Origin of the sequence: Lawsonella clevelandensis, from assembly GCF_001293125.1 — a bacterium.
In the GTDB taxonomy this organism is placed as follows: Bacteria; Actinomycetota; Actinomycetes; order Mycobacteriales; family Mycobacteriaceae; genus Lawsonella; species Lawsonella clevelandensis.
Window position 1 is genome coordinate 826,946 of sequence record NZ_CP009312.1, and the last position, 26,899, is coordinate 853,844.

Genomic DNA, 26,899 nt, shown 5'->3' on the forward strand with positions numbered 1-26,899 from the left:
GATGCAGCAAAGGGGGGGGGGATTACCCCCTCACATTAGCCTATAAATGAGGTGTCGCTCCAAGCCGGGCGGCTTGGAGCGACAACCTTAGGTATGTACCTCAGTAATTAGTTGAGATGAGTCAACGGAATTACTTCTTGGATGCTTCCTTGGTGGCAGCGGCGGCGTTGCGGCCAGCGCGACGACCGGAGAAGAAGCAGTCCGCAATGGACAGACCAGAGACGTAGGAGTTGGAGCAGACACCGACGGCGTTACGGCCAGCGGCGTACAGGCCCGGGATGTCCTCGCCCTTCTCATTCACGACGTTGCCGGTCTTCTCGTTGACCTGGAGGCCACCAAGGGTGAGGCCGGGTGCCGGGTACATCATGCCATTCAGAATGTTGTTCGGAATGTTGGAGATGTCAATGGCGTAGAACGGGGCCTTGAGGACAGGGCTGGTAAGGTTCGCAGCCTTGTGGTAAGGATCGCCAGTGCCAGCGGCAATACCCTCGTTGTACTCGTCAATGGTCTTGCGCAGGCCTGCGGGATCCACACCGGTCTTCTTGGCAAGCTCCTCGATGGTGTTCGCCTTCTTATGGCCGATGGAGAACAGGTACAGTGCCATGGCCCAGTGGAAGATCTGAGACTGGGAAGGAACCTGCTTCATAGCCTTAATCCACTGGTTGTGGTCGAGGATGAGGCGGCAGTTAGCGCCATACTCACGAACCATAACGTTGGAGTGGGTTGCACCGTAGAGGTCTTCGTTGGTAACACGGTGGCCGTTGGTACCAACAGAAACGCCCTCGATGAAGGCCTCCGGCGGGGAGATGAAGCGCCAAGAGGTAGCCTTGTCCATCTGAGCGATGGCGCCACCGGCGCTCTGGCCTAGCATGATGCCCTTGCCGCTATCGCCGCCAGTTCCCAGCGGGGTGATCTTGGCGTAAGGACCGGTGTACTTCTCCATCCACGGGGTGTTGTAGGCGAAGCCACCAGCGGAGAGGATCACAGCGTCGCAATGGACGGTGTAGTCTTCCTTGCCAGCCTTCCAGATGGCGTCGGTGAGCTTGTCAGCCGGGCGGCCGATCTGATCGGGGAAGAAGTTGCCAAGCTTGGCGGTCAGTTTGGTGACAACCCAGTGCAGCTTCATAAGCTTCTCGCTGTTAAGAGCGGAGAACTTTACGCCGACAACCTTGCCGTTTTCGATAACCAGATCGGAAACGCGGGCTACGGGGAGGAAGGTGACGCCCTTCTTCAGAGCGGAGTCCTTGAGGCTGTTGTACAGCACCTTGCCGGACTTCAGGCCGGAGGCCTTGGCACGGTGGCCACGGGGAGCCGGGAAGGCGTGCTCGTTGTAGGGGTAGGCCTTCTCGTTACCAGAGAAGTACAGGTAATGCTTGTCGGTGGGGTAAGAAGCCTTGTAGGGGCACAGCGAAGAGTCGAAGCCCACGCCGTTTTCCTTCAGCCACTCGATCATACCGGGGGACTGTTCGCAGAAATCGCGGAGGGTGTCGTCGGAAACAACGCCCTGAGCTTCCTGCTTGATGTAGTTGAACATGTTCTCGACGGTGTCCTCGACGCCAGCACCCTTCTGAACAGAGGTGCCGCCGCCGGCGTAGACGATGCCGCCGGAGAGACGGGTTGCGCCACCGCCAATGGAGAGGTCGAGAGCGAGGACGCGAGCGCCATTGTCCGCAGCCTCGATAGCTGCAGCGGCACCAGCGCCACCGAAACCAACGACGACTACGTCGAAGGAATCATCGGGGATGAGTTTCTTCTTAGAAGACAACTTATTTCCTCCTAATTACTTTTATAGGGATCTGAGGGCTCTCCGCCTATCAAGCGGAGAGCGATAGAGGGAAAAGATCAGAGTTCGAGCTGGGCCAGGAACGGGCTGCGCTCGGCGATGACGTCGTATTCCCAAACGTTGCGGACTTCCTTCGGGCACCAGTGGCCGGCCTTGAGGACGGCGAAGGGGCTGGCGTCGAATTCGTAGCCCATGGCGCCTTCCCAACGAAGAGCCTCGTAAGGATCGCCGCTGTACTTCTTGGAGAGCAGCTTGCCGCCGCGGAACTTGGCAGCTTCCTGCAGTTCCTTGACGGTGAGGTCCTTGACTTCCTTGCTCTCGTCGTAGCCGTGATCGAGGTAGGTAACTTCCTTCGAGGGGCTCGGCGGAACGAAGGTGTCCCAGCCACCGATCTTCTTCCACTCGTCGTAGCCACCGAAGTAAGCGGACAAGCCCTTAGGATCCTTGTTCTTGATGAAGCGCAGCATACCGCGGTCTTCATTGAGGATTGGCTTCATCACGAAGTTCTTGATGATGGGGCCGGGAACGTAGCCAGCAAGCTTGAAGGTTCCCGGAGCCGCATTGACCATACGATCAATGGCCTTCTGCGGGTCGGCACCGCAGCGGTAAGGAACGAGTTCTTCCAGGTAATCGGAGTCTGCGTACCACTGACCGTGGAAGTTGCGGTTGGCGTACCAGTTGTAGTCGTACCACTTGCGCATGTCGGCACCGAAGGCGGCAACCATGCGGGAGTAGATCTCGTAGTTGGTGAAGCGCCAGGGTTCGCCGGAACCGAGGTTGTACACGCCACGCCAGAACTTGGGGTTGACATTGTCGTCGGTGACGATCTGACGCACCAGGCGAGCTGCGTCCTCAACGAGGATCCATTCGAGCACACCGTTCATGGCGGTGTGGGTCATGATCGGGTCCTGAATGAGCACAACGCCCGGGTGGAAGATGCCGGAGGAGCGGAGCCAGGCCCACTTCTTCAGACCGGAATGAATGAGCATCTTCTCGGCGATGATCTTGGACTGTGCGTACTCTTCGAACTTGGACGGCCACAGCGGGTCACCAACACGGCCCCAGTGATGCGGAGGGTTACGGTCGCCGGTCTGGGCAACAGAACCAACGCCTACGACGCCGATCTCATCCGGGTTCGGCTGAGCCTTGACAGCCTTGATGATGTTACGAACGGAACCAACGTTGACCTTGTGAGTAAGGGCGTGGTTAGCGTCAGCAACGGGGGAGACCATGCCACCGAGGTGGATCACGTAGTCAGCACCGTCGACGCAGCGCTTGACGGCCTCGTAGTCAGTGAGGTCACCAATAACGATTTCCAGGTTGTCCTGGGCCTCGAATTCCTTGCGGAGATCGGGGTTGTTTTCGTAGTCGGTGGGGAGAATGAGGGCAACAACGTCTACCTTGTTTGCCACTTCAGCCAGTGACCGGAGAGCGAAGCGCCCCCAGTTACCGAAGCCACCAGTAAGAAAAACTTTCGTTTTCTTGTTCTGAGCCATTTAGGACTTCTCCTAGTTGTGGGGTGTAACGGCCATGTCGTTATCTAGTCTAGGTTTACACCAATTCTTTTGGCTAGGTTTACGCAACTATTGACGAACGTCCCCGGCGAAAACGCTGTGAGCGGCGAAAACATAAAGTGGCTGAGGCCAGTTTTCGGAGTTTTTGTGACCGAAATTACAATGTGGAAATGCCATAACTTTCCATTGCTGACATCTCCTGTCATGTCGTTTTTACCTGGCCTCTGCCCACGTTTAACGACCGTGAGGGGCATTTTTGGGCTTATCCACAGTTTCTTCCGTCATTCTTGACCCTTCCTACCAGCACTATTAAGGGTCACCTAACTATAGTTGAGACGGAATTGCGCCATTATAAGAGGATTACGATCGAATTTGGTCAGATTTTCGATTAATTAATGTCACACCACTTAATGGCAACACCCCCTTTGGCCTCCACGGCTATTTGATTACCTTTTCTAAACACTCTTTAGGCATTAAAAACTCGTTACAGATGATGGTGAAATGTAGTGTAGCTACCCCCTGCGAACACTCTGCCCCGCCCGGCATGAGAGGGTATTCTCACCCCCTCCCACAGGACTCATCACCCTCTTAGAGACCTCTTATATATAGGGAAATTGACAGATCCGCTAAAATTAGCTCCTAGCTGCAACAATCTTTGAGCGGCTACCCATTGTGACCTAGGTAACATAAGATGAGGACCATGTCAGGTCAGTATTTTCTCAAGAAACTGTTTGCGGGCGCTGCCACCATCGTCCTCGGAACAAGCTTCGCGAGCATCGGAGCCCCGCAGGCCCTCGCCGCCACCGCCACCAAGACGGCACCCCTCGCCTGCCGCACCAACGGTGCCCCGATGGGATACAACGTCACCCGCGACATGCACGCACGCCTCGTCGTGAGCGGCCCCGACCACGTCAAAGCCGGACACAACACCGTTGTTCGCGTGCAATACCTGCCCGATGTCGCCCCCGGCACCGAGTCCATCGCCACCATGGAAACTCTGCACGACATCGTTGTCCGCTTCACTCTCAACGATCCCCGCAGCTTCGTCACCGCCCGCGCTGTGAACGCCGGTCAGAACCTCACCAAGCAACCACAGATCAGCCTGGTGGGCGGTAACACCCTGGTTCTCTCCGGCATGTCCGTCAACGTCAACGGCAAGGACACTCACTGGGCCCCACCTTCCTTGGAACTCACCTTTACCGCACCCACCGACGGTGACCCGTTGAAAACGCTACATCTGGCCACCGAAGGTGCCGCCGGCGAATTTAACAACCCCGCTAACGCCATGACCATGCGCGCCCGTACCCGCAGCCAGCTGGGCGAAACCAACGTACAGATGAACTGTCGGGCCCTCTCCGACGCCACCAGTGTCCTCACCATCCCGGTTACCGGCGTAAAAGACGGTGAAACCTCCCCTACTACCCCTACCTCCGCCACTATTGATGGCAGCACCGACAAGGATGATGGCACCGGTAAAGACACCGGCCCGAGCGGCAACGATACCGGCGCTGCCTCCGACACCACGCGCACTACCGATAACGGCACTACCGTTGCGGATGACAGCCTGCAACGCTTGGACAGCGACGTCTACGCCAAAGACACCACACCTGTCAGCAACAAAGCCCCTACTTGGCTGACCACCCTCATTAGCGTGTTGGCCGTGGCTGCCGTCGCCGCCGTAGCCTTCAAGCTCTACCAGAACTACCGCGACCGCGACGACGACTAACCATGGGACGTGCCGCCATAACACTATGCGACGTCAACATGTGGAGCGTTGCACCCGCCCAGTGTGACACTCCCGTCGTATAAGGTGCGTTACGGGCACCCTTCACCACCACTCAAAAACTATCCATAAACAGGTAAATATTCGCATTACAGGGCTATTCAACCGTCCTACAATGAGGGTATGCTCAGAAAACACCTGCTCACCAAACTAGCCACAGCAACGCTCGTGGCTAGCCTCGCGACAAGTTTCGCGACACTCGGCACCACCACAGCCCACGCTGCGACCACCACTAAAGCGGTGAAATTGTCGTGCCGCACCAACGGCGCCCCGATGCAATACAACGTCACCCGCTCCATGACAGCTGATCTCGTCATCACCGCCCCTGACAACGTTAAAGCCGGAGAGAACACCGTGGTCCGCGTACGATACGTTCCGGAAATGACCCCCGGTAAAGAATCCATCGCCACCATGAAACAGCTGAAGGACATCGTCCTCCGCTTTACGCTGGACTCCCCTGACGCCTTCGTGACCGCCAAGGCCGTCGGCCCCGGTAAATTCATGATGAACCCCGCCACCATCAGCCTAGTGGGCGGCAACATGCTGGTGATGTCCGGAATGAACGCCGCAGTGAACGGCAAAGACACCGCCTGGGAACCGCCCGCCCTCGACATCACTATGAAAGCCCCTAAAGACGGCAAGGTTCTCAATACCGTCCACTTAGCCGTAGAAGGGGCCTCCGGGGAGTTCAATAACCCCGCCAATGCCATGACGATGAAAACCGTCACCGACAGCATCCTGGGAGAATTGACCATCCAGCTTAACTGCCAGGCACTCTCCGGGCCAGACACTTTCAGCAGCATCCCCGTGGTGGGAACAGCCCCTTCCGCCTCCACCGTGGCCCCCAGTAGCGGTACCACCAAACCCGACGGCACTACCAAGAACACCAGCAGCACCCCCACTGTCAGCACCGATGCGAATGGCCTACAACGGGTAGACCAGGACATTTATGCCGAAGAATTTAACGGTGGCGGCACCCCCGGTTGGCTGGTGGCCGTGATTGTTATTGTCTGCCTCGCAGCGGTAGGCGGCATCGGATACGGAATCTACTACGGTATAAAGAAAAAGAAAGACCGGCAGAAGAGCTAGCCACCACCAGCCAGTGGGCCACTACTGATCCGAAGGTCAGCCACTGGTACCCACGGGGGCCCGCCCAGCACAAAGGTGGGCCCCCGACCCAAAGGTCAGTCCCGCGCCATCAGCGGCAGCAACCGGTAGATCAAGTCCACCATCTTCTCAGGGAAGATCTCCAGAGCGAGCAGGGCCGCCCCAGAGTTCTTGCGGTAGCGCAAGCGCAGACACTTCGAGTTCAGAATCTTCACCACCAGCTCGGCGAGTTCTCGAGGGTCGCCCGAGTTTTCCAGAGTGGAGTCCATCATGGGACGCATGGTGGAGAGGGCCTTCTTATAGCGGGTAGTGGAGCTAAAGACACGCTTGAAGTCCTCAGTGAGAGCCTCGGTGAGCTTGGTGGCGTAGGAACCGGGCTCAACTTTCACCACGCGCACGCCACTGTACATGGCCTCGCGGCGGAGCGAGTCGTTATACCCTTCTACCGCACGCTTAGACATGGTGTAGGCGCCGGCGAAGGGCTGTGCCGTCATCCAGCCGGTGGAGGAAGACGTGTTGACGATGAGGCCCTTAGTCTTTTCCACCATGTCAAAGAAGGTGGCGTTGACGCGCACCATGCCCAGGCAGTTGACCTGCAGAATGCGTTCACAATCCTCGATGGGGGTGCCTTCGATGAGGGATGCGAAAGCGGAAAGCCCAGCCATGTTGACAATAGCGTCGAGCCGGTCGGTGTACTTCTCGACCTCCTTGCGGGCGGCTTTTACACTGTCCGTGCTAGCGAGGTCGACCTGGATAGGGGTGACGTTGGGGAGGTTGGCGGCAAGGGCTTTCACTCCCTCGACGTCGCAGTCGGCGGCATAGATGTGCCACTTGCCGCTTTTCGCCAGGAGGGTGATGGTGCTGCTTCCGAGTCCGCCGGCAGCTCCCGTGAAAAACACGCTTTTCATAATGGTCCGTTCTACAGAGGAAACCGGCTTCCAACTGCAATGGAAGGCGGTATTTCTGCAGTTCATTTTAGGTGTGTGGGGGACGGGTCGAGTTTGCTTTGAAACGTGATTAAAGTCATTCCCTAACGGTGTTCACGGGTGACAGTTCATCGGTAACCTGAGGGCTAGCTTAACGCGGTGGGTCATCTCTCCGGCACTACCACCACTGCGTCCAGGCGCGTGACTCCCCACATCACACCCTCCGACATAGGACAACTCCATGTTTACCTTCAACTACGGCGCGGGCGCTTCCGCGTGGAAAGTGTGGCTCGTGTGGATCGGCGTGTTCGCCGCTCTCTTCGTCCTCAACGAGTTAACCCGACGTTCCAAAGTAGGCGGCTTCCTTGCCTTCGTCGTCCTCCCCATCGTCCTCTCTACGCTATGGTTTACCGTCCTCCGCGACCAAACCTACTTGGACTGGTTCCACCTGGCGAAGGTCTACTCCTCCACCGCCGGCTGTATTGGCTTCTGGTGCATTCGTTTTGTACACGGCACCCGGAAGGACGGCACCCGCTGGCACCTCTCCGAATACAAGTGGGCTCTTCTCTTCCCGCCGCTCATTCTGGCCATCAACATTTGTGAGGCCGTGGTCCGCGACATTGAAGTAGGCATGAAGTACACCGGTGGTGGCTTCCTCGCCGACGAAAATATGGCCTACGTACTGGGCGGCTCCTGGAACTACATGAACGCCGCCGCAGGCATCCTCAACATCCTCACCATCACCGGCTTCTTCGGTATCTGCCTGCGCAAGTGGTCTAAGAAGGACACCAGCCGCGACATGCTATGGCCGGACATGCTGTGGTTCTGGATTATCGCCTACGACGTCTGGAACTTTACGTACACCTACAACTGCCTGCCGCACCACGCCTGGTACTGTGGTTTCGCCCTGCTGCTGGCACCCACCCTGTGCGCCTTCACGGTGGGCAAGGGCGCTTGGCTGCAGCACCGCGCCCACACGCTGGCCCTGTGGTGCATGTTTGCACAGACCTTCCCCGCCTTTATTGACGAGGGCGAGTTCGCGGTGCACTCCACCTACAACCCGACGGTGATGTGGGTGTGGGGCTTCGCCGCACTGATCATCAACATCGCCGTCTTCGTCTTCATGCTCTACCGCGTGTGGAAGAAGAAGATGAACCCCTACACCAACGATATTTACGCAGGCCTGAGCGTCTACGACGAGGTGAAGGCAATGTCCGCCCCAGTATGGGAGGGCTCCAAGGAAGCTGTTCTGGCCGCTGAGTCTGCCACCAGCGCCCCTGCCAGCAAGAACGCAGGGTAGATAAGGTAACCGAAGCGGCTCGCCGGCATGAGCAGCATGGCTGCTGTGAGGCCCACCGCACACACCCAGAAGGTGCGTGCCATGGTGGCCGGCGGGCGCTTCACCATCCACACCAGTAGGGCCACCCCGGCGAGCAGCAGAAGACCCCGCGCTACCCACACCCCCACCGGGCCGGTGGACGCGATAAGCTGCCCCGGGGTGGCCCCCTGCGCGGAGGACTTCACCACGGAGGAACCCGTGGTGTAGCGAATAATGTTCTCCACCATGGCATCCGGGCTAGCCGCATAGAACGGCAGATAGGCGGCCAGGGTAGCGAGCACCAGGACGGCGAGGAAAGCGGTGAACTGCCCCGGCGACGTTGTGGCGTTGGCTTGTCCTGCCACCGGCACGGCGCCAGCCTGTGCAGCTGCGGGTGCAGTGCCGGAGGTGGCTGCCGCGTGCGTAGCTGCACCTGTGGTGTGCGCCTGCGCAGCCGGCTGCGTATCCTGGCGCGCTACCCGGCCTTGCCGACTGCGGTAGCCCAGGGCAATAGCTACCACCACTACCACTGGCAGCGCCGTCATCTTCATGCCGAGCGCCACCGCACCTGCCAGTGCCGCGAGCACCGGATGCCCCCGGAATGCGGCCACCACGCACAGCAATAGCAACATCACCAGCACCATGTCCAGGCCGGCTGCCACCAGGTTCATGGTGACGGGGGGAATGGCCACCAAGACCAGTAGTGTCCCCTCCGGGATGCGGGGGCGGCCTGCCAGCAGCCACGTGCCCACCAGCACCAGCACCGTCACCAGCAGAATGTACAGGCGGGCATCGGTCCACCAGTACGTTCCCCACCAGCCGGCGGGGACCCCAAAGACGGCCATGAGCGGCGAGTAGGGGTTGTAGTCCGCGACCTGTGGGTGGGGTAGGTGGATAATGTCGAGGTACGGGGAACCGGTGTGGAGGAGGAGCCGGCCGGCGCGCTCTACTACTGCTGTTTCCATGTTGGCGCCGCATTCCTGGGAGACCAGTGGGCAGGCCATCTGGGCGCGTACCACGACCCCCCAAAGCATGGATCCGACGGCGGAGACCAGCAGGAAAACAGCGTAGACCCAGCTGCGGCTGCGGGGAGTGGCCCGGTGGGTGGCATCCAGCACCACGAGGACCACGAGAGCACTGCCGGCGGAGATGGAGGTGACGAGCCCCCAGAGCCGGTAGGAGATGACGGTGTTGGTGGGGCTCAGGGCAAAGACCAGGGCAACTATGCCGACAGCAGCAACAAGAACGGCAACTCCCAGTCGGCGCAGCGCGGGAGCGTAGGGGTGCAGCAGTGCAGAGAGACGACCGGTGGCGGGGGTAGGGCGAGGCTGTCTGCCCTGCTTACGCCCTTGCTCAACCAGGGAGGATTCCTGCTGAGAGCTGTTCGACATGCCTCCATCTTAGCGTTCTAGGTCACAGTGTTGTCCCTACGGGCGGGACTGTGATGCGAGTAGACTCGTAACGAAACTATGAACTCATGGAGGACAACAGTGAGCAGTCTGTCACACCCCCCATATGACCTGCACACCGAGGCAAAAACCCTGACCGGCTGGGGACGTACCCAGCCCTCCACTGCCCAGGTGCTCTCTGCCAGCAACCCGGAAGAGATCATCCGTGCCGTCAGTATGGTCGCTGAAGATAACGAGACCAAGCCCAGCTATCTGAAGCGCGGCGTCATCGCCCGCGGCCGCGGCCGCTCCTACGGTGACCCCGCCGCTAACGCCGGTGGCCTCGTCATCGATATGAGCCCCCTCAATACCATCCACAGCATCGACCCGGATACCGGCATGGCCGATGTAGATGCTGGTGTTACCCTCGACCAGCTGATGAAAGCAGCACTGCCTTACGGCCTCTGGGTTCCTGTCCTCCCCGGCACCCGCCAGGTCACCATTGGTGGCGCCATCGGCCCCGACATCCACGGCAAGAACCACCATAGCGCCGGCTCCTTCGGCAACCATGTGCGCAGTATGGAACTGCTGGTTGCTGACGGCCGCGTGCTGCACCTGGAGCCGGAGGGTTCCGCCGACGACCCCGAAGGCAGTCTCTTCTGGGCGACCGTGGGCGGCATGGGCCTCACCGGCATCATTCTGCGCGCCACCATCGAGATGACCCATACGGAGACCGCCTACTTTATTGCGGACGGCGACGTCACCCACACCCTGGATGAGACCATCGAGTTCCACTCTGACGGCTCCGAGGTGAACTACACCTACTCCTCCGCCTGGTTCGACGCTATCAGCGCCCCGCCCGCCCTCGGCCAAGCCACCATTTCTCGTGGCTCCCTGGCCACCCTAGCCCAGCTGGAGGAGTATGCCCCCAAGCTGGCGAAGGATCCGCTGAAATTCAATGCCCCCCAGCTGCTGACCGTCCCCGACGTGTTCCCCAACTGGTGGATGAACAAGTACATGATGATTGCCATCGGCAAGGCCTACAGCGCCATGGGTGGCACTTACCGCAACAAGATCAAGAACCTGACGCAGTTCTACCAGCCGCTGGACCTCATCGGCGAGTGGAACCGCGGCTACGGCTCCAACGGCTTCCTGCAGTACCAGTTTGTGGTGCCGCGCGAGGCAGTGGACCCGTTCAAGGAGATCATCTACGACATCCAGAAGTCTGGCCACTACTCGGCACTGAACGTATTCAAGCTGTTTGGTGACGGTAACCGGGCACCGCTGTCCTACCCGATGCCGGGCTGGAATGTGTGCGTTGACTTCCCCATCAAGGCTGGCCTGGGGGATTTCCTGGACGACCTGGATGCCCGTGTTGCCGAGTTCGGCGGCCGCCTGTACCTGGCGAAGGAGTCCCGCACCAGTGCGGAGATATTCCACGGCATGTACCCGCAGATGGAGGAGTGGATTGTCACCCGCCGTCGTATCGACCCCGATGGTGTGTTCATGTCTGACATGGCGCGCCGCCTGGAATTGAACTAGTTCCCCTTTACCCTCACGTCGTTTTCCAGCTGGTGTTGCGCCAGTAACTAAGGAGACTTAACCCATGCTGAATGCTGTTGGTGTTCCCCAGAAGATTCTACTGCTCGGCGGCACGTCGGAGATCGGTTTGGCGATCTGCGCCGAGTACCTGCACCGTGGACCGGCCGAGATTGTGTTGGCCGCTATCCCCGGCGACCCGGCGTTGGCTGATGCCGTAACCCAGATGGAAGAGGCTGGCGCTAAGAAGGTGACCACCCTGGAGTTTGACGCGACCGCCTTCGACACGCATCCGGCGGTGTTGGATAAGGCTTTCGAGGGTGGCGACGTGGACGTCGCTATTGTGGCCTTTGGCGTGTTGGGCGATAACGAGGAACTGTGGCAGAACCAGGCGAAGGCTGTGCAGGCTTGCCAGATTAACTACACCGGCGCGGTGAGCGTGGGTGTGCTGCTGGGCCAGCATATGAAGGCGCAGGGCCACGGCCAGATTATTGCCATGAGTTCGGTGGCGGGTGAGCGGGTGCGCCGCAGCAACTTTGTGTACGGCTCCACTAAGGCTGGCCTGGACGGGTTCTACCAGAACCTAGGTGAGGCTTTGGCGAAGAATGGTGTGCGCGTGCTGGTGATTCGCCCCGGCCAGGTGCGGACTCGCATGTCTGCGGATGTGAAGGAAGCTCCGCTGACGGTGAATAAGGAAGATGTGGCGCAGATGGCGGTGACGGCGGTGGATAAGCGTAAGACGCTGATCTGGGCTCCACCACTGTTCCGCCTGGTGATGGTGGTTTTGAAGCATATTCCGGCGCCGCTGTTCCGGCTGCTGCCGATCTAGTTTCGCGTTTCCGGCTTTCGAGCGGCTGGTCTACCTGCGGGTGGGCCAGCCGCTTTGTTGTGTAGGGCGATGCTTTGTGTAGGGCGATGCTTTGTGTAGGGCGGTGTGGGTGCTGCTGGCGTGTGGGGAGACGGGGGTGAGTGTGCGGGAAATTGTAGAGTGCCGCCCCTTCGGGTGAAGGGGCGGCACCTGCATTTGTCTTTTCGTCCTAGCTGGTCGGGGTAGCAGTTACCTTGACCAGGATTTCTAGGATTCCGTCGCCTGTGGTGTTACAGCCGGACCGTTACATGAGCGGGGCTGGTAACAGCACTGCGGCGGATTTTTAGGCAGCCAGGGCGTAGTCGGCCTGGACAGCCATCTTCTTTTCCTTGGGGGCGTTAGCGTCGTCTGCGGGAGCCTCTTCGTCCTTCTTCTTGCGGGGGGCAATGACGAAGACGTAGATGAGGGCGCCCACGGCACCAGCGACGGCACCGATGACGCCACCAGCGGCGAGGCCAATCACGGCACCGACCGGGATGGTGACAACAGCAGCAATGAGGCCGAATACTACGAAGGCGACGATGGCGGGCAGCAGGCCGAGGGAGCCGATGAGAGCCATCACACCGAGGAAGACGAAGGCGGCAACGCTAAGGATGAGGCCAGCGAGACCCACCAGTGGGAGGGTCAGCAGGGCCACGACAGCGGCAACACCGAAGAGCAGGCCAGCAACAACCAGGGCGATACCCGGCAACAGGCCGAGACCGAGAATCACTGCACCGGCGATAAGGAACGGGGTGAGGGCACCACCACTCAAAAGAGTTCCGCCAATAGTGACCGGAATGATACCAGCGCCGCAAAGAACCAGAACAATGCCCGCAGGAACCCACAGCGGCCAGGTGATCACCATCAGGCCCACCACAATGGCGCTAACGATCGCTACAACGCCGGCTACCAGTAGAACAAGGGCCGGAATGAGGCCGATGACCACACCTACTGCGGCAATAGCCAAAGCAGGTACCAGTGCGGTACCGAGACCCGCGATAAGAGCCGGGGAGGCAACAATAACAGCGGCAGCAATGCCAGCGAAGATTGCTACGCCAGCACCAACAACAGCGCCAGCTACGGCACCCACGACACCGCCAGGAATGGCCAAAGCCGGAATACCCAGCAGGGCCAGAGAGTAGGGAGCAACTTGCCCGATGACGACCATCACCCCTTCATCCTCGGACTGGGCGTTGGGGTCTTGCGGGTCTACTGGGGGATTCTCGGTCGTCACCAGAGCAGAAAGGCCCTTGGCGGAGAGACCCTTAGCGGACAGGATGTCACGACCCAGCAGATTAATGGAGTCGGACAGGAAGGACAGTACGTCGCTTGCGGGGACAGCCGGGGATTGCGGGGCGTCCTTGATGGCGCTACCGAGAGCGTCTACCGCGTGAATTGCCGGAACCTGCACAGGAGCGGGAACTTCCGCAACCTCCTGTGCATTTGCCACTCCACCGCCGAGGAGGAGTGACAGTGCAGCTGTCGCGACAGCAGCTGCGCCGGGAATCATGAATTTCTTCACGAGAACTCCTAGAGAAAAATCATACGCGCTCGTGCGTATGTCGGCACCAATATTAGCACTACATCTTAGAAATGTGTACCACACTAACATTCTTCAAATCCCCTGTTCCACTGGGTAATGGACAGATGAACAGGGACTTACAACCCGCTCAATAGTGCTGTGATTTAAAATATAAAAAATAGAAACTATGAGACAGAGCCCATAGCCTTTCTCCCCAATAACGTGTATCCCACCAGCCTCCGCCCCAGTAGGCTTTATAATGGCCGCACCCCCACCCAAGGAGCAGCATGAGCACACCCGCTACCGCCCAGCGCACCCGCCAAAACATTCTGGCCATCAGCCTCCTCGTCCTCCTCTCCCTCCTGGGCGGCTTCCTCTTGCCACTCCTCATCCTCTGGGTACTCACCTTCACCAACTTCCCCGCCTTCGGCAACAGCAACTTCATCCGCTCCCTCACCACCGTTGCCCAAGTCTTCTTCTGCCTCACTACCGTCGCCGGCGCCATCTGGGCATACTCCAGCCGCCTCCACACCCAACGCGGAGACAACCCCCACTACTGGTCCACCCACTTCGGGCCCGGCCTCCTCTCCTCCCTCTCCGTCAGTGGTTTCGTCACCGTCTCCCTTGGCCTCCCCCTCGCCGCCACCAAGCTCTACCTCCATGGCATCAGCGGAGACCAAGCCTTCCGCACCGAATACCTCACCCGCCTCACCGACAGCCCCGCCCCCTACGACATGGCCTATCCCAACATGGCCCCCTACTACCCCAGCGCCTGGTTCTGGTTCGGCGGGCGCTTCGCCAACCTCCTCGGCATCCCCGGCTGGGAAGCCTTCAAACCCTGGGCCATCATCTCCCTGGCCCTCATGTGCAGCCTCTTCACCGCCATCTGGTGCATCATCATCCGCCCCGAACTCGGCATCATCATCGGCATGGTGACGGCCCTTGTCACCACCACCTACGGCAGCACCGAACCCTATGCCGCCATCGTCGCCATGGCACTTCCCCTCACCTTCGTCCTCAGCTGGCATGCCATCCGCCCCTACCGCGGCGCACTCACCAAAGGCCGCTACGCCACCGGCGGAGTCGCCGCCATCCTCGGCGTCGGCGCCTGCACCTATACCCTCTTCACCGCCCTCGGCGCCGTCACTCTCATCCTCATGGCGCTCATCGTCACCATCCACCGCCTCTGGGTCGACCGCCGAGAACTCCGCCAACTCGCCGGCAAAAAAGTGAAAACCCCCGACAACACCGGTATAACCCCCGACCCCGTCAAACTTCGTAAACTTCGCCGCCACATCTGGCAGCCCATCATCCGCCTCGTCGTCATCGGCCTCATCTCCATTGCCATCTCCCTCATCCACTGGGGGTACTACCTCATCAGCGGCCTCGGACAACCCCACAGCCGCAGTGGCAGTGCCCTCCACTACCTCCCCAGCGACTCCGCCACCGTACTCCTGCCCATGTTCAAGAGCGACACCGTCGGCCTCCTCTGCCTCATCGGCCTCATCTGGCTCATCGTCGCCATCCGCACCAGCCGCATCTCCCAAGCCCTCACCATCGGCATCATCGCCATGTACCTATGGACTCTCGCCTCCATGAGCTCCGTCCTCTTTGGCGTCACCCTCCTCGGCTTCCGCGTCGCCCTCCCCCTCACCCTCACCTTCGCCATCGCGGGAGTCTGCGGCATCTTCGACGCCACCCACCGCATCATCTCCGTCGCCGTCCGTCACGTCGTCATCGACGCCACCACCACCCTCGACAATGACGCCACCCCCCTCGTCCTCGCCGGACAAACCCCCCGCTACGCCGGCACCACCGACGCCGACCCCAACACCCCCGCCCTCGTCCTCCCCGACGACCGCCTGCCCGGCCCCTCCCTCTTCACCTCCATCGACCCCGACATCCGTCGCTCCTACAGTGGCCCCAACCAACCTATCCACGTCCGCCGCACCGCCCGCACCATCCAAGCCGTCATCGCCACCATCACCTTCCTCGTCGGAATAGGATTCGCCCAAGACATCCCCACCTCCCTCACCGACGAAATCCAAATGGCCTACACCGACACCGACGGCTATGGCGTCCGTGCAGACCGCTTCCCCGCCGGTATCTCCTCCTACTACCCACAAGTCAACCAAGCCCTCCTAGAAGGCGCTTCCGCCCGCCAAGGCTACCCCGCCCAAGCACGCGACATCATCATCCTCACCACCGAAGAAGCCCTCCTGGCCTACTACCCCTACTGGTCTTTCCAAGCCATCAGCCCCCACTACGCCAACCCCCTAGGCCTTTATGAAAAACGCAACGAGCTCATCGAGGACTGGGCCCTCTCCACCAGCCCCCACGACCTCCTCCGCAAACTCCAAGCCAGCCCCTTCCCCACCCCCAACGCCTTCGTCTTCCGCCGCGACGGCGACAACTACTCCCTCCTCCTCAGCGAAGACGTCTACCCCAACCAACCCAACGTCCACGACTACACCGTCTCCTTCGCCGCCAACATCTTCCACTCCCACTGCTTCCTCGTCAAAGAAATCGGCCCCCTCGCCGTCGTCACCCGCACCTGCCAAACCCCCCAAGAAATGGCCAATGCCTAGTACGCTAAAGCCATGATGACCCAGAACCGCATCCTCGCCGCCGCTACCACCGCCCTCATCATCCTCACCGGCAGCAGCGCGCTCGCCACCGCCGACAGCACCCCTGAAGGCCCCCTCGGCCCCCACAACCCCTTCGCCAAAGACGCCAAAGACCTCAGCTGGGGTAACAAAGACATCCCCACCGGCAGCCAAATCCGCCGCGAAATGAAAGAGGGCAAACGCCCCCAATGCACCATCCGCCTGGCCAATAATGAAGCCAGCGCCAACTGCATCAACAACACCGACACCCCCTTCTTCGCCGCCGTCAGCACCACCTGCACCACCAAAGACGCCAACGGCATCCCCACCGCCAAACCCGTCAACGCCAGCTTCGCCATCCCCGCCCACAACAGCGGCGCCGGCATCGCACGCTGCCAACCCGGCACCACCGCCCGAGGCATCAGCCTTACCGGGCCCGTCACCCGCCAAGAAGCCGAACTCATGCAGAAAAACTCCACCGAGTTCACCATCAAAGCCTTCCTCTAGTAGGAACTTCCTCCACCACAGGGAACCTTGACCTCTCCGAAGGGGCGCACCGACTAGGCTAAGAGCGTGACCACCAGCACCCCCACGCCCCACGACGCCACCCCGGCCACCCAAGCCGCCAGCACCACCGATGACGGCACCAGCACCGCACCCCGCCGCACCCGCCGCACCCGCCGCCGCGTCGCCATCGCCGCCACCATCACTGGCATCCTCGGATTCCTCCTTGCCATCGCCTCCGCCGTTCTCCCCGTCCGGCAAGCCGTCGCCACCATCGACTGGCAGCAAACCCAGCAACCCACCAGCGTCGTCTCCCCCCTCGTCTCCTACCTACCGCAAAACCTCGTGGTCACCCTCCCCTGCGGCAGCGTCGCGGACGCCCCCACTAACACCCTCCTCTTCTCCACCATCCCCGCCAACTCCGCCAACGCCGGCAGCGAAGGCCTCCAGATCCGCCGCACCCCCGACGCAGCCGGCACCGACTCCCTCATCATCACCTCCAAAAGCCACCTCCTCGCCTCCATCGCCGTCACCGCCCTCACCAACCAACCCGCCGACTGCCGCATCACCACCACCGTCCGCGCCGACGCCGGCCCCTCCGACCCCTCCGTAGTCGTCGACGTCACCGGCAACACCTTCCCCATGCCCGGCAGCAACAATGACGGCACCGAGAACAACAGCCCCGTCAGCGGCGAACTCGCCACCGACTCCACCACCCGGCCACAAGTCGTCGGCTTCTTCACCACCCTCCCCCGCGACACCCGCATCCCCGGCCTCACCGCCCACATGGTCGTCGACACCCGCTTCTCCACCAGCCCCACACCCCTCAAAACCGCCCTCATGGCCATCGGCGTCCTCACCAGCCTGGCCAGCCTCCTCCTGCTCTGGCGCATTGACCGGATGAGCCGCCGCTACCGCCGCGACGCCCTCGCCCTCCGCGAAGACGCCGGCGAAGACCCCGCCGACCTCACCGACACCAACACCGTGGGCGAGATCATTGACTCCACCTCAACTGCCGCTGTCACCTCCCGCGCTGCCAGTGCAGACGCCGCAGCCGCGGACGCTGGCGACTCCACCCAGTGCACAACCCAGCGCACAGCCCGGCGCAAGCGTGCCGGCAAAGGCGGCCGGACTCATGCCCACAACCATGGCCGCACCGGTGTGTGGATCACCGACGCTACCGTCACCCTCCTCCTCATCATCTGGCACATCTTCGGCGCCAACACCTCCGATGACGGCTACCTCCTCAACATGGCCCGCGTCGCCGACCACGCCGGCTACATCTCCAACTACTACCGCTGGCTCGGCTCCCCCGAATCCCCCATCGGCTGGTACTACAGCATCCTCCAAGGGCTCACCACCATCAGCACCGCCAGCCCCTTCATCCGCATCCCCACCCTCCTCGCCGGCATTGCCAGCTGGTTCATCATCTCCCACAGCATCCTTCCCCGCCTCGGCGCCGCCATCCGCACCAACGCCGTCGCCTACTGGACCGCCGGCATGCTCTTCCTCGCCTGCTGGATGCCCCTCAACAACGGCCTCCGCCCCGAACCCATCGAAGCCGTCCTCTTCATTGCCTGCTGGGCCCTCGTCGAACGCGCCATCACCCGCGGCAGCCTCCTTCCCGGCGCCCTCGCCATCCTCGCCGCCACCTTCGCTCTCGGCGCCGGCCCCACCGGCATCATGTGCCTGGCCATCCTCTTCGCCGGGTTCCGCAGCTACTGGCAAAACATCCGCATGGGCATCTACACCCTGCGCTCCGCCGGCACCCCCAAAGGCCTGGCCGCCACGGGCGTTTTCGCCCCCATCCTCGCCACCGGCTTCCTCATCCTCTACACCGTCTTTGCCGACCAAACCCTCGGCGCCATGCGCGAAGCCATCCGCGTCCGCACCGAAATCGGCCCCAACCTCGGCTGGTTCGAAGACAAAGCCCGCTGGATCGCCCTCTTCGGCATCTCCCCCGACGGCTCCGTCACCCGCCGCTTCCCCATTTTCATCATGCTGCTCATCCTCGGCATCATGATCTACACTATTGCCCGCCGCACCCCCATCCCCGGCCTCTCCACCCCCGTCCTCACCCGCGTCGCCGGCATCAGCATCGGCTCCGTCCTCCTCCTTGCCCTCACCCCCACCAAGTGGACCCACCACTTCGGCACCTTCATCGGCATCGTCGCCGTCGTTGGGGCAGTTGGCGCCGTCCTCATGACCAACCGCGGCATCGGCATCGCCCGCAACCGCTGGCTCGCCGCCGCCGCCGTCACCGCCGTCACCGCCCTCTCCTTCACCGCCAACAACGACTGGTGGTACGTCAGCCAATTCGGCATACACACCAAACACGGTGGCCAAGACTTCCCCACCTTCCTCGGCAAAGCCTTCTCCACCTGGTTCCTGGCGCTGGCCCTCCTCTTCCTCCTCATCGCCGCCCTGCTGCACTTCTTCCCCAGCATCGACCGCACAGCCACCACCACCAGCAACACCGCCATCCGCAACACCACCTCCTGGCTTGCCCGGCAACCCCTCATGCTGGCCGTCCTCAGCACTTTCGTCGTGGTGTTCAGCCTGGTCTCACTCCTCGGCGCCTTCATCCAGCGCTACCCCGCCTACACCGTCGGCTCCGCCAACCTCGCCGCCATCAAATCCCACCCCTGCTCACTCGCCGACCAAGTACTGGTAGAACCCAACCCAGGGCGCTGGATCCTACAGCCCGTTGACGGCAGCAACCCTACCGAAGCCCTCGCCGGGACTCTCCGCGACGGCTTCCGAGCCAACGGACTGCCCGACACCATTGACGACAACCAAACCGAACTCAACACCGGCGACGCCGTAAAAACCCCCGACCGGCAAAACCACGACGTGCCCCCCTTCGGGCTACCCAGGGACGTCCCTATACTGGGCACCTACCGGGCCGACAACCAAGTCTCCGCGCACCTCGTCTCCGACTGGTACCGGCTCCCCTCCCAGCGCGACGACAGCCCGCTGCTAGTGCTGACCATCGCTGGCAGCCTCCCCGCCGACGCTGTACAGCTGGAATGGACGACGGATCCACTTCCTACCCCCAGCACAGCCGCAAACACCAGCACTACTGGTGGCAACAGCTATAAGGTCGCCGGCAGCCTCACACCCATGGACCCCGGCCCCACCCCCAGCTGGCGCAACCTCCGCGTCCGCCGCCCCCACGACCTCCCCGCCAACGCCACCGCCGTCCGCCTAGTCGTCCACGACACCTCCCTCGCTACCGACAAGTGGATCGCCGTCACCCCGCCACGCGTCCCTCAACTCCACACCCTCAACCAGGTTGTCGGTACCACCGACGCCGTCCTTATCGACTGGTCCGTCGGCCTCGCCTTCCCCTGCCAGCGCCCCTTCAACCACCGCAACGGCATCGCCGAACAACCCAAGTGGCGTATCCTCCCCAACGCTCCCAACGTGGAATCCGCCAACGCCTGGGAAGACCGCTTCGGCGGCGGCCCCCTCGGCTGGACGGACCTGCTCTACTATGCAGAAAACGTCCCCACCTACCTCAACCACGACTGGCTACAAGACTGGGGAACCCTCCAACGCTTCATCCCGCGCGACCCTACCGCAGTACCCGTCACCGTCACCGTCACCCACACCGAGGGCAACGGCTTCTACACACCCGGCACCATGCGCGACACCCCACCCGCCCCCAAGCGCACCTAAGCGCATCTCAGCGCGCCGAAACTAAAGACGAGTAGCGGAACAGTCCACTCCGTGACCCTAGTAGATGCACTGTAGATGCACTCCTCGGGTATCAACAGGACAACAGCACACACCCACTCAGCTCAGCACACTCGAATGTTCTTGACTAAGGACTATGCTTCTCGCGAAAAGCACAAGCTGACGCCACTGCAGGGCACGCCACCCGGCTGTCCCCCACACTCGTCGATATATTCGGAAATCGCAGCTCGATGGGTAGAATTGTGGTCATGTCTGAGCCTGCACCTCACACGCCACACCATGCTGACACCACCGGCGCCACCACCGCGTCGGCACATCCCGCGCAATCCGCCGCAGACGGCAAGAAACGTCACACCGTGCCTGCCTTGTGGAACCTCACTACCGCACGGCTCACCGCCGCGATCACCGGCTTCCTCGGCATGGTGCTCTTCATCCTCGCCCCCTTCCTGCCCGTCAACCAGACCACCGCCACCCTCACCTGGCCGCAGGACAAGAGCGTCACAAGCGTAGAGGCGCCACTCATCGCGCACAGCCCCCACAGCATCACCTTGGATGTGCCGTTCTCCGCAGTGCGCGCCATGAAAGGCCAAAAAGACGGCATCATCGCCAGCACCCTCCCTGGACAATCCACCCAAGCCACCCAACGCGCCCTCTTCGTCCGTGTCTCCGAACGCACTGTAGACGTCCTCTCCCGCGACACCCCCCTCCTCACCCTCCGCCGCGCCGACGTCGAAGCTGCCCGCAACGGCAACATCCACATCGACGTTGACAAGAACGGCGCCCGCGCCACCGTCACCGGCCTCAACGAACCCGTCACCTTCACCTCCGATGATGCGCACCTCCGCCCCATCACCATGGGTATCTTCTCCGACCTTCCTCTGGACACCCCGCAGGCAGCCATCCAGGGCATGACGATCACCGTCCACATCGACACCCGCTTCACCACCGAGCCCACCCTGGTGAAACTCCTCGCCATGATCTTCGGCGTCCTCTGCATGATCCTCAGCTGGATCGCCCTGGCCCGCATCGACAAGATCATCCAACCCACCCCCTTCGCCACCACCGGCTACACCCGCGCTGACGGCACCATCCGCAGCCACTGGCGCAGCTTCACTGCCCTCGACGCCGTCGTCTACGCTGTCCTCCTCATCTGGCACTTCATCGGCGCCAATACCTCCGACGATGGCTACATCCACACCATGGTGCGGGTAGCCAACCAAAACGCCGGCTACATGGCCAACTACTACCGCTGGTACGGCGTCACCGAATCCCCCTTCGGCTCTCCCTACTATGACATCCTGCAAGGCTTCGCCGGCGCTAACCCCACCAGCCCCTTCGTGCGGCTCCCCGCCCTCATCTGCGCCATCATCACCTGGATGCTCATCTCCAAGGCCATCATCCCCCGCCTCGGCGAAGGCCTCCATACCCGCAAGATCACCACCTGGACCGCGGCCGGTGTCTTCCTCATATTCCACATGGCCTTCAACAACGGCATGCGGCCCGAACCGTTCGTCGCCATGATGGCCATCCTCACCTGGGCACTACTGGAAAAAAGCATCACCACCCACCGGATGCTGCCGGCCACCGCCGCCGTCGTCACCGCCGCCCTCGCCCTCTCCGGCAACCCCACCGGCCTCATGGCAGTCGCCGCCCTCGCCGTCTCCACCCGGCCCCTCCTCCACATTATCCGCGAACGCCGCCCCCAGGTTGGCCTCGCCGCCCAGCTCGGCCCCATTGGTGCCTCTGGCTTCGCCGTCCTCACCTGTGTCTTCGGCGACCACAACATTGGCGCAGTACTAGAAGCCACCCGCGTCCGCGGCGACATTGGCCCCAACATGCCGTGGCACCGCGAAGTCCTCCGCTACTTGTGGCTCTCCATCCAAACCGTTGATGGGTCCATGTCCCGCCGCCTCGCCGTCTTCACCATGCTGTTCTGCCTCATCGTGGTGACGGTCGTGCTGCTCCGCAACCGCGAAATTCGCGGTGCCCTCCCTGGCCCCAGCTGGCGCGCCCTCGGCATCACCTACGGCACCCTCATCCTCATGATGTTCAGCCCCACCAAGTGGACCCACCACTTCGGCGCCTACGCTGGCATCGCTCCCGTCCTCGCCGCCCTGGCCGCCCTCGCCATCGGCAACACCGCCCTGCACTCCCGCCGCAACCGCAGCCTCGTACTGGGCGCCATGGGCTTTGTCCTGGCCTTCTCCCTTGCCACCGTCAACGACTGGTGGTTCATCAGCCAGTACCACATCCCGTGGTTCGACAAAGTCCCCCAGATCCACGGGGTGGAATTCTTCAAGATCGTTATGGTCGTCGCCGTCATCGCCTTCCTCGTAGCAGGCTGGCAGCACGTCACCCAAGACTTCACCGAGATGAAGGAGCCCTCCACCGCCAAAGGCCGCGAACGCCTCCGCACCCTCGCCGCCGCACCCGTCACCGTCGTCGCCTGGCTCACCGTCGTCTTCTACCTGCTCAGCTTCGGTAAAGCCGCCGTCTCCCAATACCCCGCCTACTCCATCGCCAAAGGCAACCTGGGAGTGCTGGCCGGCCACAGCTGCATGATGGCCGACGACGTCCTCGTCGAACCCGACCCCAACAAGGGCATGCTCAAACCCCTCCCCCGCCAGCAGTGGGAACGCACCCCCGAAGACGGCAACTCCGCTGCCCGCGGCCCACTGGCCGGACCCGGCACCTACAACTTCGAAGCGTGGGGCGTGCCCGGCCGCGTCCAAGCCGACCCCGTCTTTGTCCAACAAGGCACCGCCGGCACCAACTACAAACCCGAAGTACCCCCCACCAAACAAAGTGGCCAGCCCGGAGGCACCGAGGGTGGCCTCGACCCCAACCTGGGTATCAACGGCTCCCGCGCCAAACTGCCCTTCGGCCTCAACCCCAAGACCACCCCCGTGTTGGGCTCCTTCCAATACGGCGCCCAACACTCCGCCAAACTCCACACCGCCTGGTACAGTCTGCCCAAGGCAGACCCGGAGCATCCCGTTATCGTGTTCACCGCCGCCGGGCGCCTCAAGTACCTCAACGTCAACGGCATCGAACGCTACGGGCAGCCCGTCTACCTGCAATACGGTGTCACCCAGCCGGACGGATCCGTGAAGATGCTCGGCCAAGTCCTCCCTTACGACGTCGGCCCCATCCCCGCCTGGCGCAACATGCGCATCCCCCGCAACGTGATCCCGGCCGAAGCCAACGCTGTCCGCCTAGTGGGAGAGGACACCAACCTCGACCCCGACCACTGGGTCGCCGTCACCCCGCCACGCCTGCCACACCTCGTCACTCTGCAGCACTACGTGGGCTCCACCGATCCCACCCTGCTGGACTGGGAAATTGCCCTACAGTTCCCCTGCATCCGCCCCTACACCCACTATGCGGGTGTAACTGAGCGGCCCAAGTGGCGCATCACCCCGGATCGCGCCTCCACCGTCAACAACACGAACACGTGGGAAGCCACCGAATTCGGCGGCTCGCTGGGCATTACTGAAGGCCTCACCGACTCCGAAGAAGTGCCCACCTATTTGAAGGACGACTGGGGCCGCGAGTGGGGCAGCCTGGAACACCTGGAGCCCTACGGCACCCGTCAGCCCGGCCTGCCCAAGCGCGCCGAGATCCAGTACGGCACAGAAAAACGCTCCGGCCTCTGGAACCCCGGTAAAATGAACATCGGCTAGAGCAGCGGCACCTCATGCTTGCGGTGCGGAGTAAGCAGTTCCTTATCCCGCAGCTGCGCAAAGGCTTTCCGCAACATCAGGCGCGTATCAGCCGGCTCGATAACAGCATCAATGTAGCCGCGCTCCGCCGCAATGTACGGGGTAGCCATAAAGGTGTTGTACATGTCGATGAACTGCTGGCGGATCTTCGCACCCTCTTCCGGGCCGGCCGCCTCAATCTCGCGGCGCTTCAGCAAATCCACCGCACCCTCCGCACCCATCACCGCAATGCGGGCTGTGGGCCACGCAAAGTTAATATCCGTGCCCAAGTTCTTGGAGCCCATCACGGCGTAACCACCGCCGTAGGCCTTGCGCAGCACCACCGTCACCTTCGGCACATCGGCGCCTACGATAGCAGCCAGGAACTTGGCGCCACGGTGAATAACACCGTTCTTCTCCTCCTCGAAACCGGGGAGGAAGCCCGGCACATCCACCACGAACACAATGGGAATGTTGTAGGCGTTGCACAGGGCCACGTGGCGGGCCGCCTTCTCGGCAGCGCGCGCGTCCAGGCAACCCGACAGCACCTTCGGCTGGTTGGCGATCACACCCACCGGGCGGCCATCCACGCGGGCGAAAGCCGTCACCACGTTAGCGCCGTAGCCGGGGGTCACCTCCAGCACGTCACCATCGTCAAAAATCTTCACCAGCACATCCATCACGTCGTAGGAGGCGTTATCGGAGTCCGGGATGATGGTATTGAGGGACAGATCCGAGTCCGTCACCTCTGGTTCCAGGCCGGTACGGCCCAGCGGGGCGGGATCGTTGGAAGAAGTGGGCAGGAAGGACAGCAACCGGCGCACATAGGAGAACGCCTCGTACTCGTCCTCGGCCACGTAGTTCACGTTGCCGTACTCCATCTGCTTCTCGGCAGAACCCAGTTCCTCAATGGTGATGTCCTCGCCGGTGACGGAGCGGATCACGTCCGGGCCGGTAACGAACATGTAGGAGTCTTTGGTGGCCACCACGAAGTCGGTGGTGACGGGGGCATAGACAGCACCGCCCGCGCACTTACCTAGCATGATGGAGATCTGCGGCGACAGGCCCGACAGCGGGTACTGGCGGCGACCAATTTCGGAGTACATAGCCAGGGAGGTGACGGCATCCTGCACGCGGGCACCACCGGAGTCATTAATACCAATGACGGGGCAGCCAATCTTGATGGCCAAGTCCATTGCAGCACAGACCTTCTTACCGAAGGCCTCGCCCACGGAACCACCGAATACGGTGTTGTCATGGGCGTACACCACTACTGGACGACCATCGATGGTGCCGTGGCCAGTGACCACGCCGTCACCATACGGGTTCATGGGGTTACCCGGCATCTTCGCCAAACGCCCCATCTCCACAAAGGAGCCTTTATCCAGGAGGGAATCGATACGCTGGCGCGGAGTGGTACGCCCCAGGGCGGTACGCTTCGCCTTCGAGCGCTCGCTACCAGGGTCCTCCGACTGCGCCATCTTGACCCGGAGATCAGCCAGCTTTTCAGCAGTGGTCATGCTCACAGTTGCTGTCCTTTCTGAGTGCATAACTATTCTAGTCCACCTGGGACTATCCCAATAGTTAAGGCAAGGCTACCGCAGCAGCACCGCACGCAAAGGCGGTTAGATTAACGTGGTGGGGCCAATGTGGCCAGTCCAACTCTGTCAGTCCAACTCTGTTAGGCCAATGCCTTATTTATGAGCTTCTCCATCCACTGCACAATCCACTGTGTCGCCGTCATCCCCCGTACCACATTCGGATTCGTGTTGTACTCCCCATGCACAGGGTTCTGAGAGAAGAAGTTCGTACCCTTCCGCACTAGCATCAACGGATTCATAGTGGCGTTACAAATAATGTCTTTCACCGAACACAACTGGTAAGTGCGATCGTTCAAGGAACCGAACCCGTCATCCCGCCGGCCCTTCATGGTGGCATCAGACCCGGACAAGAAACCCAAACCCGTGCCCACCAGACCCAGCGCCGCCTCCAGGCCCTTGCCCTGCAGCGGCTCACCCGGGTTAATGCCCTGGTCGTTCACGCGGCGGCCATCCGCCAGCAGCGCCACACCCAGCACATTCTTGGCCGGCACTGGGCCGCGGTCATTGCCAATCTCGGAGGCAACGTCACCAGCAATAACAGCACCCTGCGAGAAACCCGTCAGCAAGAACTGGGTGGCCGGGCACTTCTTGTGCATCCGGTTCATCTCCGCCACCAGGCGAGACTGCCCCTGGTCGCGAGAATCGTTGTAGCTGGCCTCCTGAATCGCTCCGGGGTTACGGAACTGGGCCACATAGGGGACGGTGTAGACACGCACTTGGGCAGCACTATAGCGCTGCTGCAGTGGGTTGGTGACGTTCAACAGCATGGCATTCCGGCGGAAATGCGGGTGGATGGGGTCGTCATCCGCAGCGGACTCGTACGTGCCGGGCACTGCCAACACCTCCACCTGCGGGCACCCCGGGGGGTTCACCGCCTCCTTCTCTATACCGGGCCGGTTACCCACCACATTCCACAGCAAGGCTGCAATAACCACCAGCACCACTACTAGTGCGAGTACGCCAATGATGATGGTGCGTTTCTTCTTAGGACGCGGGCTAGCAGTCTTCCCCCACATAGTGAGTCCTCTCAGAATCGACGATCAGAATTAAAGTAGGCC

At 61.7% G+C, this 26,899-nt stretch carries 16 protein-coding genes; 9 read left to right on the forward strand and 7 right to left on the reverse strand.

The window, feature by feature from the left end; translation table 11 throughout:
- Positions 1–130: 130 nt before the first annotated feature.
- A complete protein-coding gene (locus IY73_RS03775; protein ID WP_237023761.1) occupies positions 131–1,765 on the reverse strand; it encodes an FAD-binding protein in 1,635 nt (544 codons plus the stop codon).
- 77 nt (positions 1,766–1,842) lie between these two features.
- Positions 1,843–3,279, reverse strand: a complete 1,437-nt coding sequence (locus tag IY73_RS03780; protein ID WP_053961897.1) for an NAD-dependent epimerase/dehydratase family protein — start codon at positions 3,277–3,279, stop codon at positions 1,843–1,845.
- Positions 3,280–3,997: 718 nt separating this feature from the next.
- Here IY73_RS03780 and IY73_RS03785 point away from each other — a divergent pair.
- Together IY73_RS03785 and IY73_RS03790 are read left to right on the forward strand one after the other, a co-directional pair.
- Entirely contained in the window at positions 3,998–5,023 is a 1,026-nt protein-coding gene (locus IY73_RS03785) for a hypothetical protein (protein ID WP_053978856.1), read from the forward strand.
- Between the two features lie 180 nt (positions 5,024–5,203).
- Positions 5,204–6,169, forward strand: a complete 966-nt coding sequence (locus IY73_RS03790; protein WP_053978857.1) for a hypothetical protein — start codon at positions 5,204–5,206, stop codon at positions 6,167–6,169.
- Between the two features lie 95 nt (positions 6,170–6,264).
- On the opposite strand, the gene IY73_RS03795 is transcribed toward IY73_RS03790, so the two are convergent.
- Entirely contained in the window at positions 6,265–7,095 is an 831-nt protein-coding gene (locus IY73_RS03795) for an SDR family NAD(P)-dependent oxidoreductase (RefSeq protein ID WP_053961901.1), read from the reverse strand.
- A 259-nt stretch (positions 7,096–7,354) separates the two neighbouring features.
- On the opposite strand from IY73_RS03795, the gene IY73_RS03800 reads away from it, so the two are divergent.
- Positions 7,355–8,413: a DUF5692 family protein gene (locus IY73_RS03800; protein ID WP_197736916.1), complete on the forward strand. Its 1,059-nt coding sequence runs from the start codon at positions 7,355–7,357 to the stop codon at positions 8,411–8,413.
- Here IY73_RS03800 and IY73_RS08310 read toward each other — a convergent pair.
- A complete protein-coding gene (locus IY73_RS08310) occupies positions 8,305–9,822 on the reverse strand; it encodes a hypothetical protein (RefSeq protein ID WP_148565044.1) in 1,518 nt (505 codons plus the stop codon). The genes IY73_RS03800 and IY73_RS08310 overlap by 109 nt on opposite strands.
- A gap of 99 nt (positions 9,823–9,921) precedes the next feature.
- Here IY73_RS08310 and IY73_RS03815 point away from each other — a divergent pair, with 99 nt between their 5' ends.
- Positions 9,922–11,361 (forward strand): FAD-binding oxidoreductase, encoded by a 1,440-nt coding sequence (locus IY73_RS03815; RefSeq protein ID WP_269464927.1) that lies wholly within the window; start codon positions 9,922–9,924, stop codon positions 11,359–11,361.
- A 64-nt stretch (positions 11,362–11,425) separates the two neighbouring features.
- On the forward strand, positions 11,426–12,187 hold the full coding sequence (locus IY73_RS03820) for a decaprenylphospho-beta-D-erythro-pentofuranosid-2-ulose 2-reductase (RefSeq protein WP_053978859.1): 762 nt from the start codon (positions 11,426–11,428) through the stop codon (positions 12,185–12,187).
- Between the two features lie 322 nt (positions 12,188–12,509).
- On the opposite strand, the gene IY73_RS03825 is transcribed toward IY73_RS03820, so the two are convergent.
- A complete protein-coding gene (locus IY73_RS03825; RefSeq protein ID WP_053978860.1) occupies positions 12,510–13,730 on the reverse strand; it encodes a hypothetical protein in 1,221 nt (406 codons plus the stop codon).
- A gap of 287 nt (positions 13,731–14,017) precedes the next feature.
- Here IY73_RS03825 and IY73_RS03830 point away from each other — a divergent pair, with 287 nt between their 5' ends.
- The 4 genes from IY73_RS03830 to IY73_RS03845 all read left to right on the forward strand — a co-directional run bounded on the left by IY73_RS03830 (position 14,018) and on the right by IY73_RS03845 (position 24,222).
- Positions 14,018–16,318, forward strand: coding sequence for an arabinofuranosyltransferase (locus tag IY73_RS03830; protein WP_053978861.1), 2,301 nt, complete (start codon positions 14,018–14,020; stop codon positions 16,316–16,318).
- Positions 16,319–16,330: 12 nt separating this feature from the next.
- Positions 16,331–16,843 carry a hypothetical protein gene (locus IY73_RS03835; protein WP_053978862.1) on the forward strand — a complete coding sequence of 171 codons (513 nt, stop codon included), beginning with the start codon at positions 16,331–16,333 and terminating at the stop codon, positions 16,841–16,843.
- Between the two features lie 66 nt (positions 16,844–16,909).
- Positions 16,910–20,521 carry an arabinosyltransferase domain-containing protein gene (locus tag IY73_RS03840; protein ID WP_053978863.1) on the forward strand — a complete coding sequence of 1,204 codons (3,612 nt, stop codon included), beginning with the start codon at positions 16,910–16,912 and terminating at the stop codon, positions 20,519–20,521.
- A gap of 266 nt (positions 20,522–20,787) precedes the next feature.
- Complete coding sequence (locus tag IY73_RS03845; protein WP_053978864.1) at positions 20,788–24,222, forward strand: arabinosyltransferase domain-containing protein; 3,435 nt, start codon at positions 20,788–20,790, stop codon at positions 24,220–24,222.
- Here IY73_RS03845 and IY73_RS03850 read toward each other — a convergent pair.
- Both IY73_RS03850 and IY73_RS03855 read right to left on the reverse strand, forming a co-directional pair.
- Positions 24,219–25,766 (reverse strand): acyl-CoA carboxylase subunit beta, encoded by a 1,548-nt coding sequence (locus tag IY73_RS03850; protein WP_053961935.1) that lies wholly within the window; start codon positions 25,764–25,766, stop codon positions 24,219–24,221. The genes IY73_RS03845 and IY73_RS03850 overlap by 4 nt on opposite strands.
- Before the next feature lie 155 nt (positions 25,767–25,921).
- On the reverse strand, positions 25,922–26,857 hold the full coding sequence (locus tag IY73_RS03855; protein WP_053978865.1) for a cutinase family protein: 936 nt from the start codon (positions 26,855–26,857) through the stop codon (positions 25,922–25,924).
- Positions 26,858–26,899: the final 42 nt, after the last annotated feature.

Coding starts and splice junctions, on each gene's coding strand:
- IY73_RS03780 (WP_053961897.1), bottom strand. CDS start 3,279: ATGGCTCAGAACAAGAAAACGAAAGTTTTTCTTACTGGTGGCTTCGGT.
- IY73_RS03785 (WP_053978856.1), top strand. CDS start 3,998: ATGTCAGGTCAGTATTTTCTCAAGAAACTGTTTGCGGGCGCTGCCACC.
- IY73_RS03790 (WP_053978857.1), top strand. CDS start 5,204: ATGCTCAGAAAACACCTGCTCACCAAACTAGCCACAGCAACGCTCGTG.
- IY73_RS03795 (WP_053961901.1), bottom strand. CDS start 7,095: ATGAAAAGCGTGTTTTTCACGGGAGCTGCCGGCGGACTCGGAAGCAGC.
- IY73_RS03800 (WP_197736916.1), top strand. CDS start 7,355: ATGTTTACCTTCAACTACGGCGCGGGCGCTTCCGCGTGGAAAGTGTGG.
- IY73_RS08310 (WP_148565044.1), bottom strand. CDS start 9,822: ATGTCGAACAGCTCTCAGCAGGAATCCTCCCTGGTTGAGCAAGGGCGT.
- IY73_RS03820 (WP_053978859.1), top strand. CDS start 11,426: ATGCTGAATGCTGTTGGTGTTCCCCAGAAGATTCTACTGCTCGGCGGC.
- IY73_RS03830 (WP_053978861.1), top strand. CDS start 14,018: ATGAGCACACCCGCTACCGCCCAGCGCACCCGCCAAAACATTCTGGCC.
- IY73_RS03835 (WP_053978862.1), top strand. CDS start 16,331: ATGATGACCCAGAACCGCATCCTCGCCGCCGCTACCACCGCCCTCATC.
- IY73_RS03845 (WP_053978864.1), top strand. CDS start 20,788: ATGTCTGAGCCTGCACCTCACACGCCACACCATGCTGACACCACCGGC.
- IY73_RS03855 (WP_053978865.1), bottom strand. CDS start 26,857: ATGTGGGGGAAGACTGCTAGCCCGCGTCCTAAGAAGAAACGCACCATC.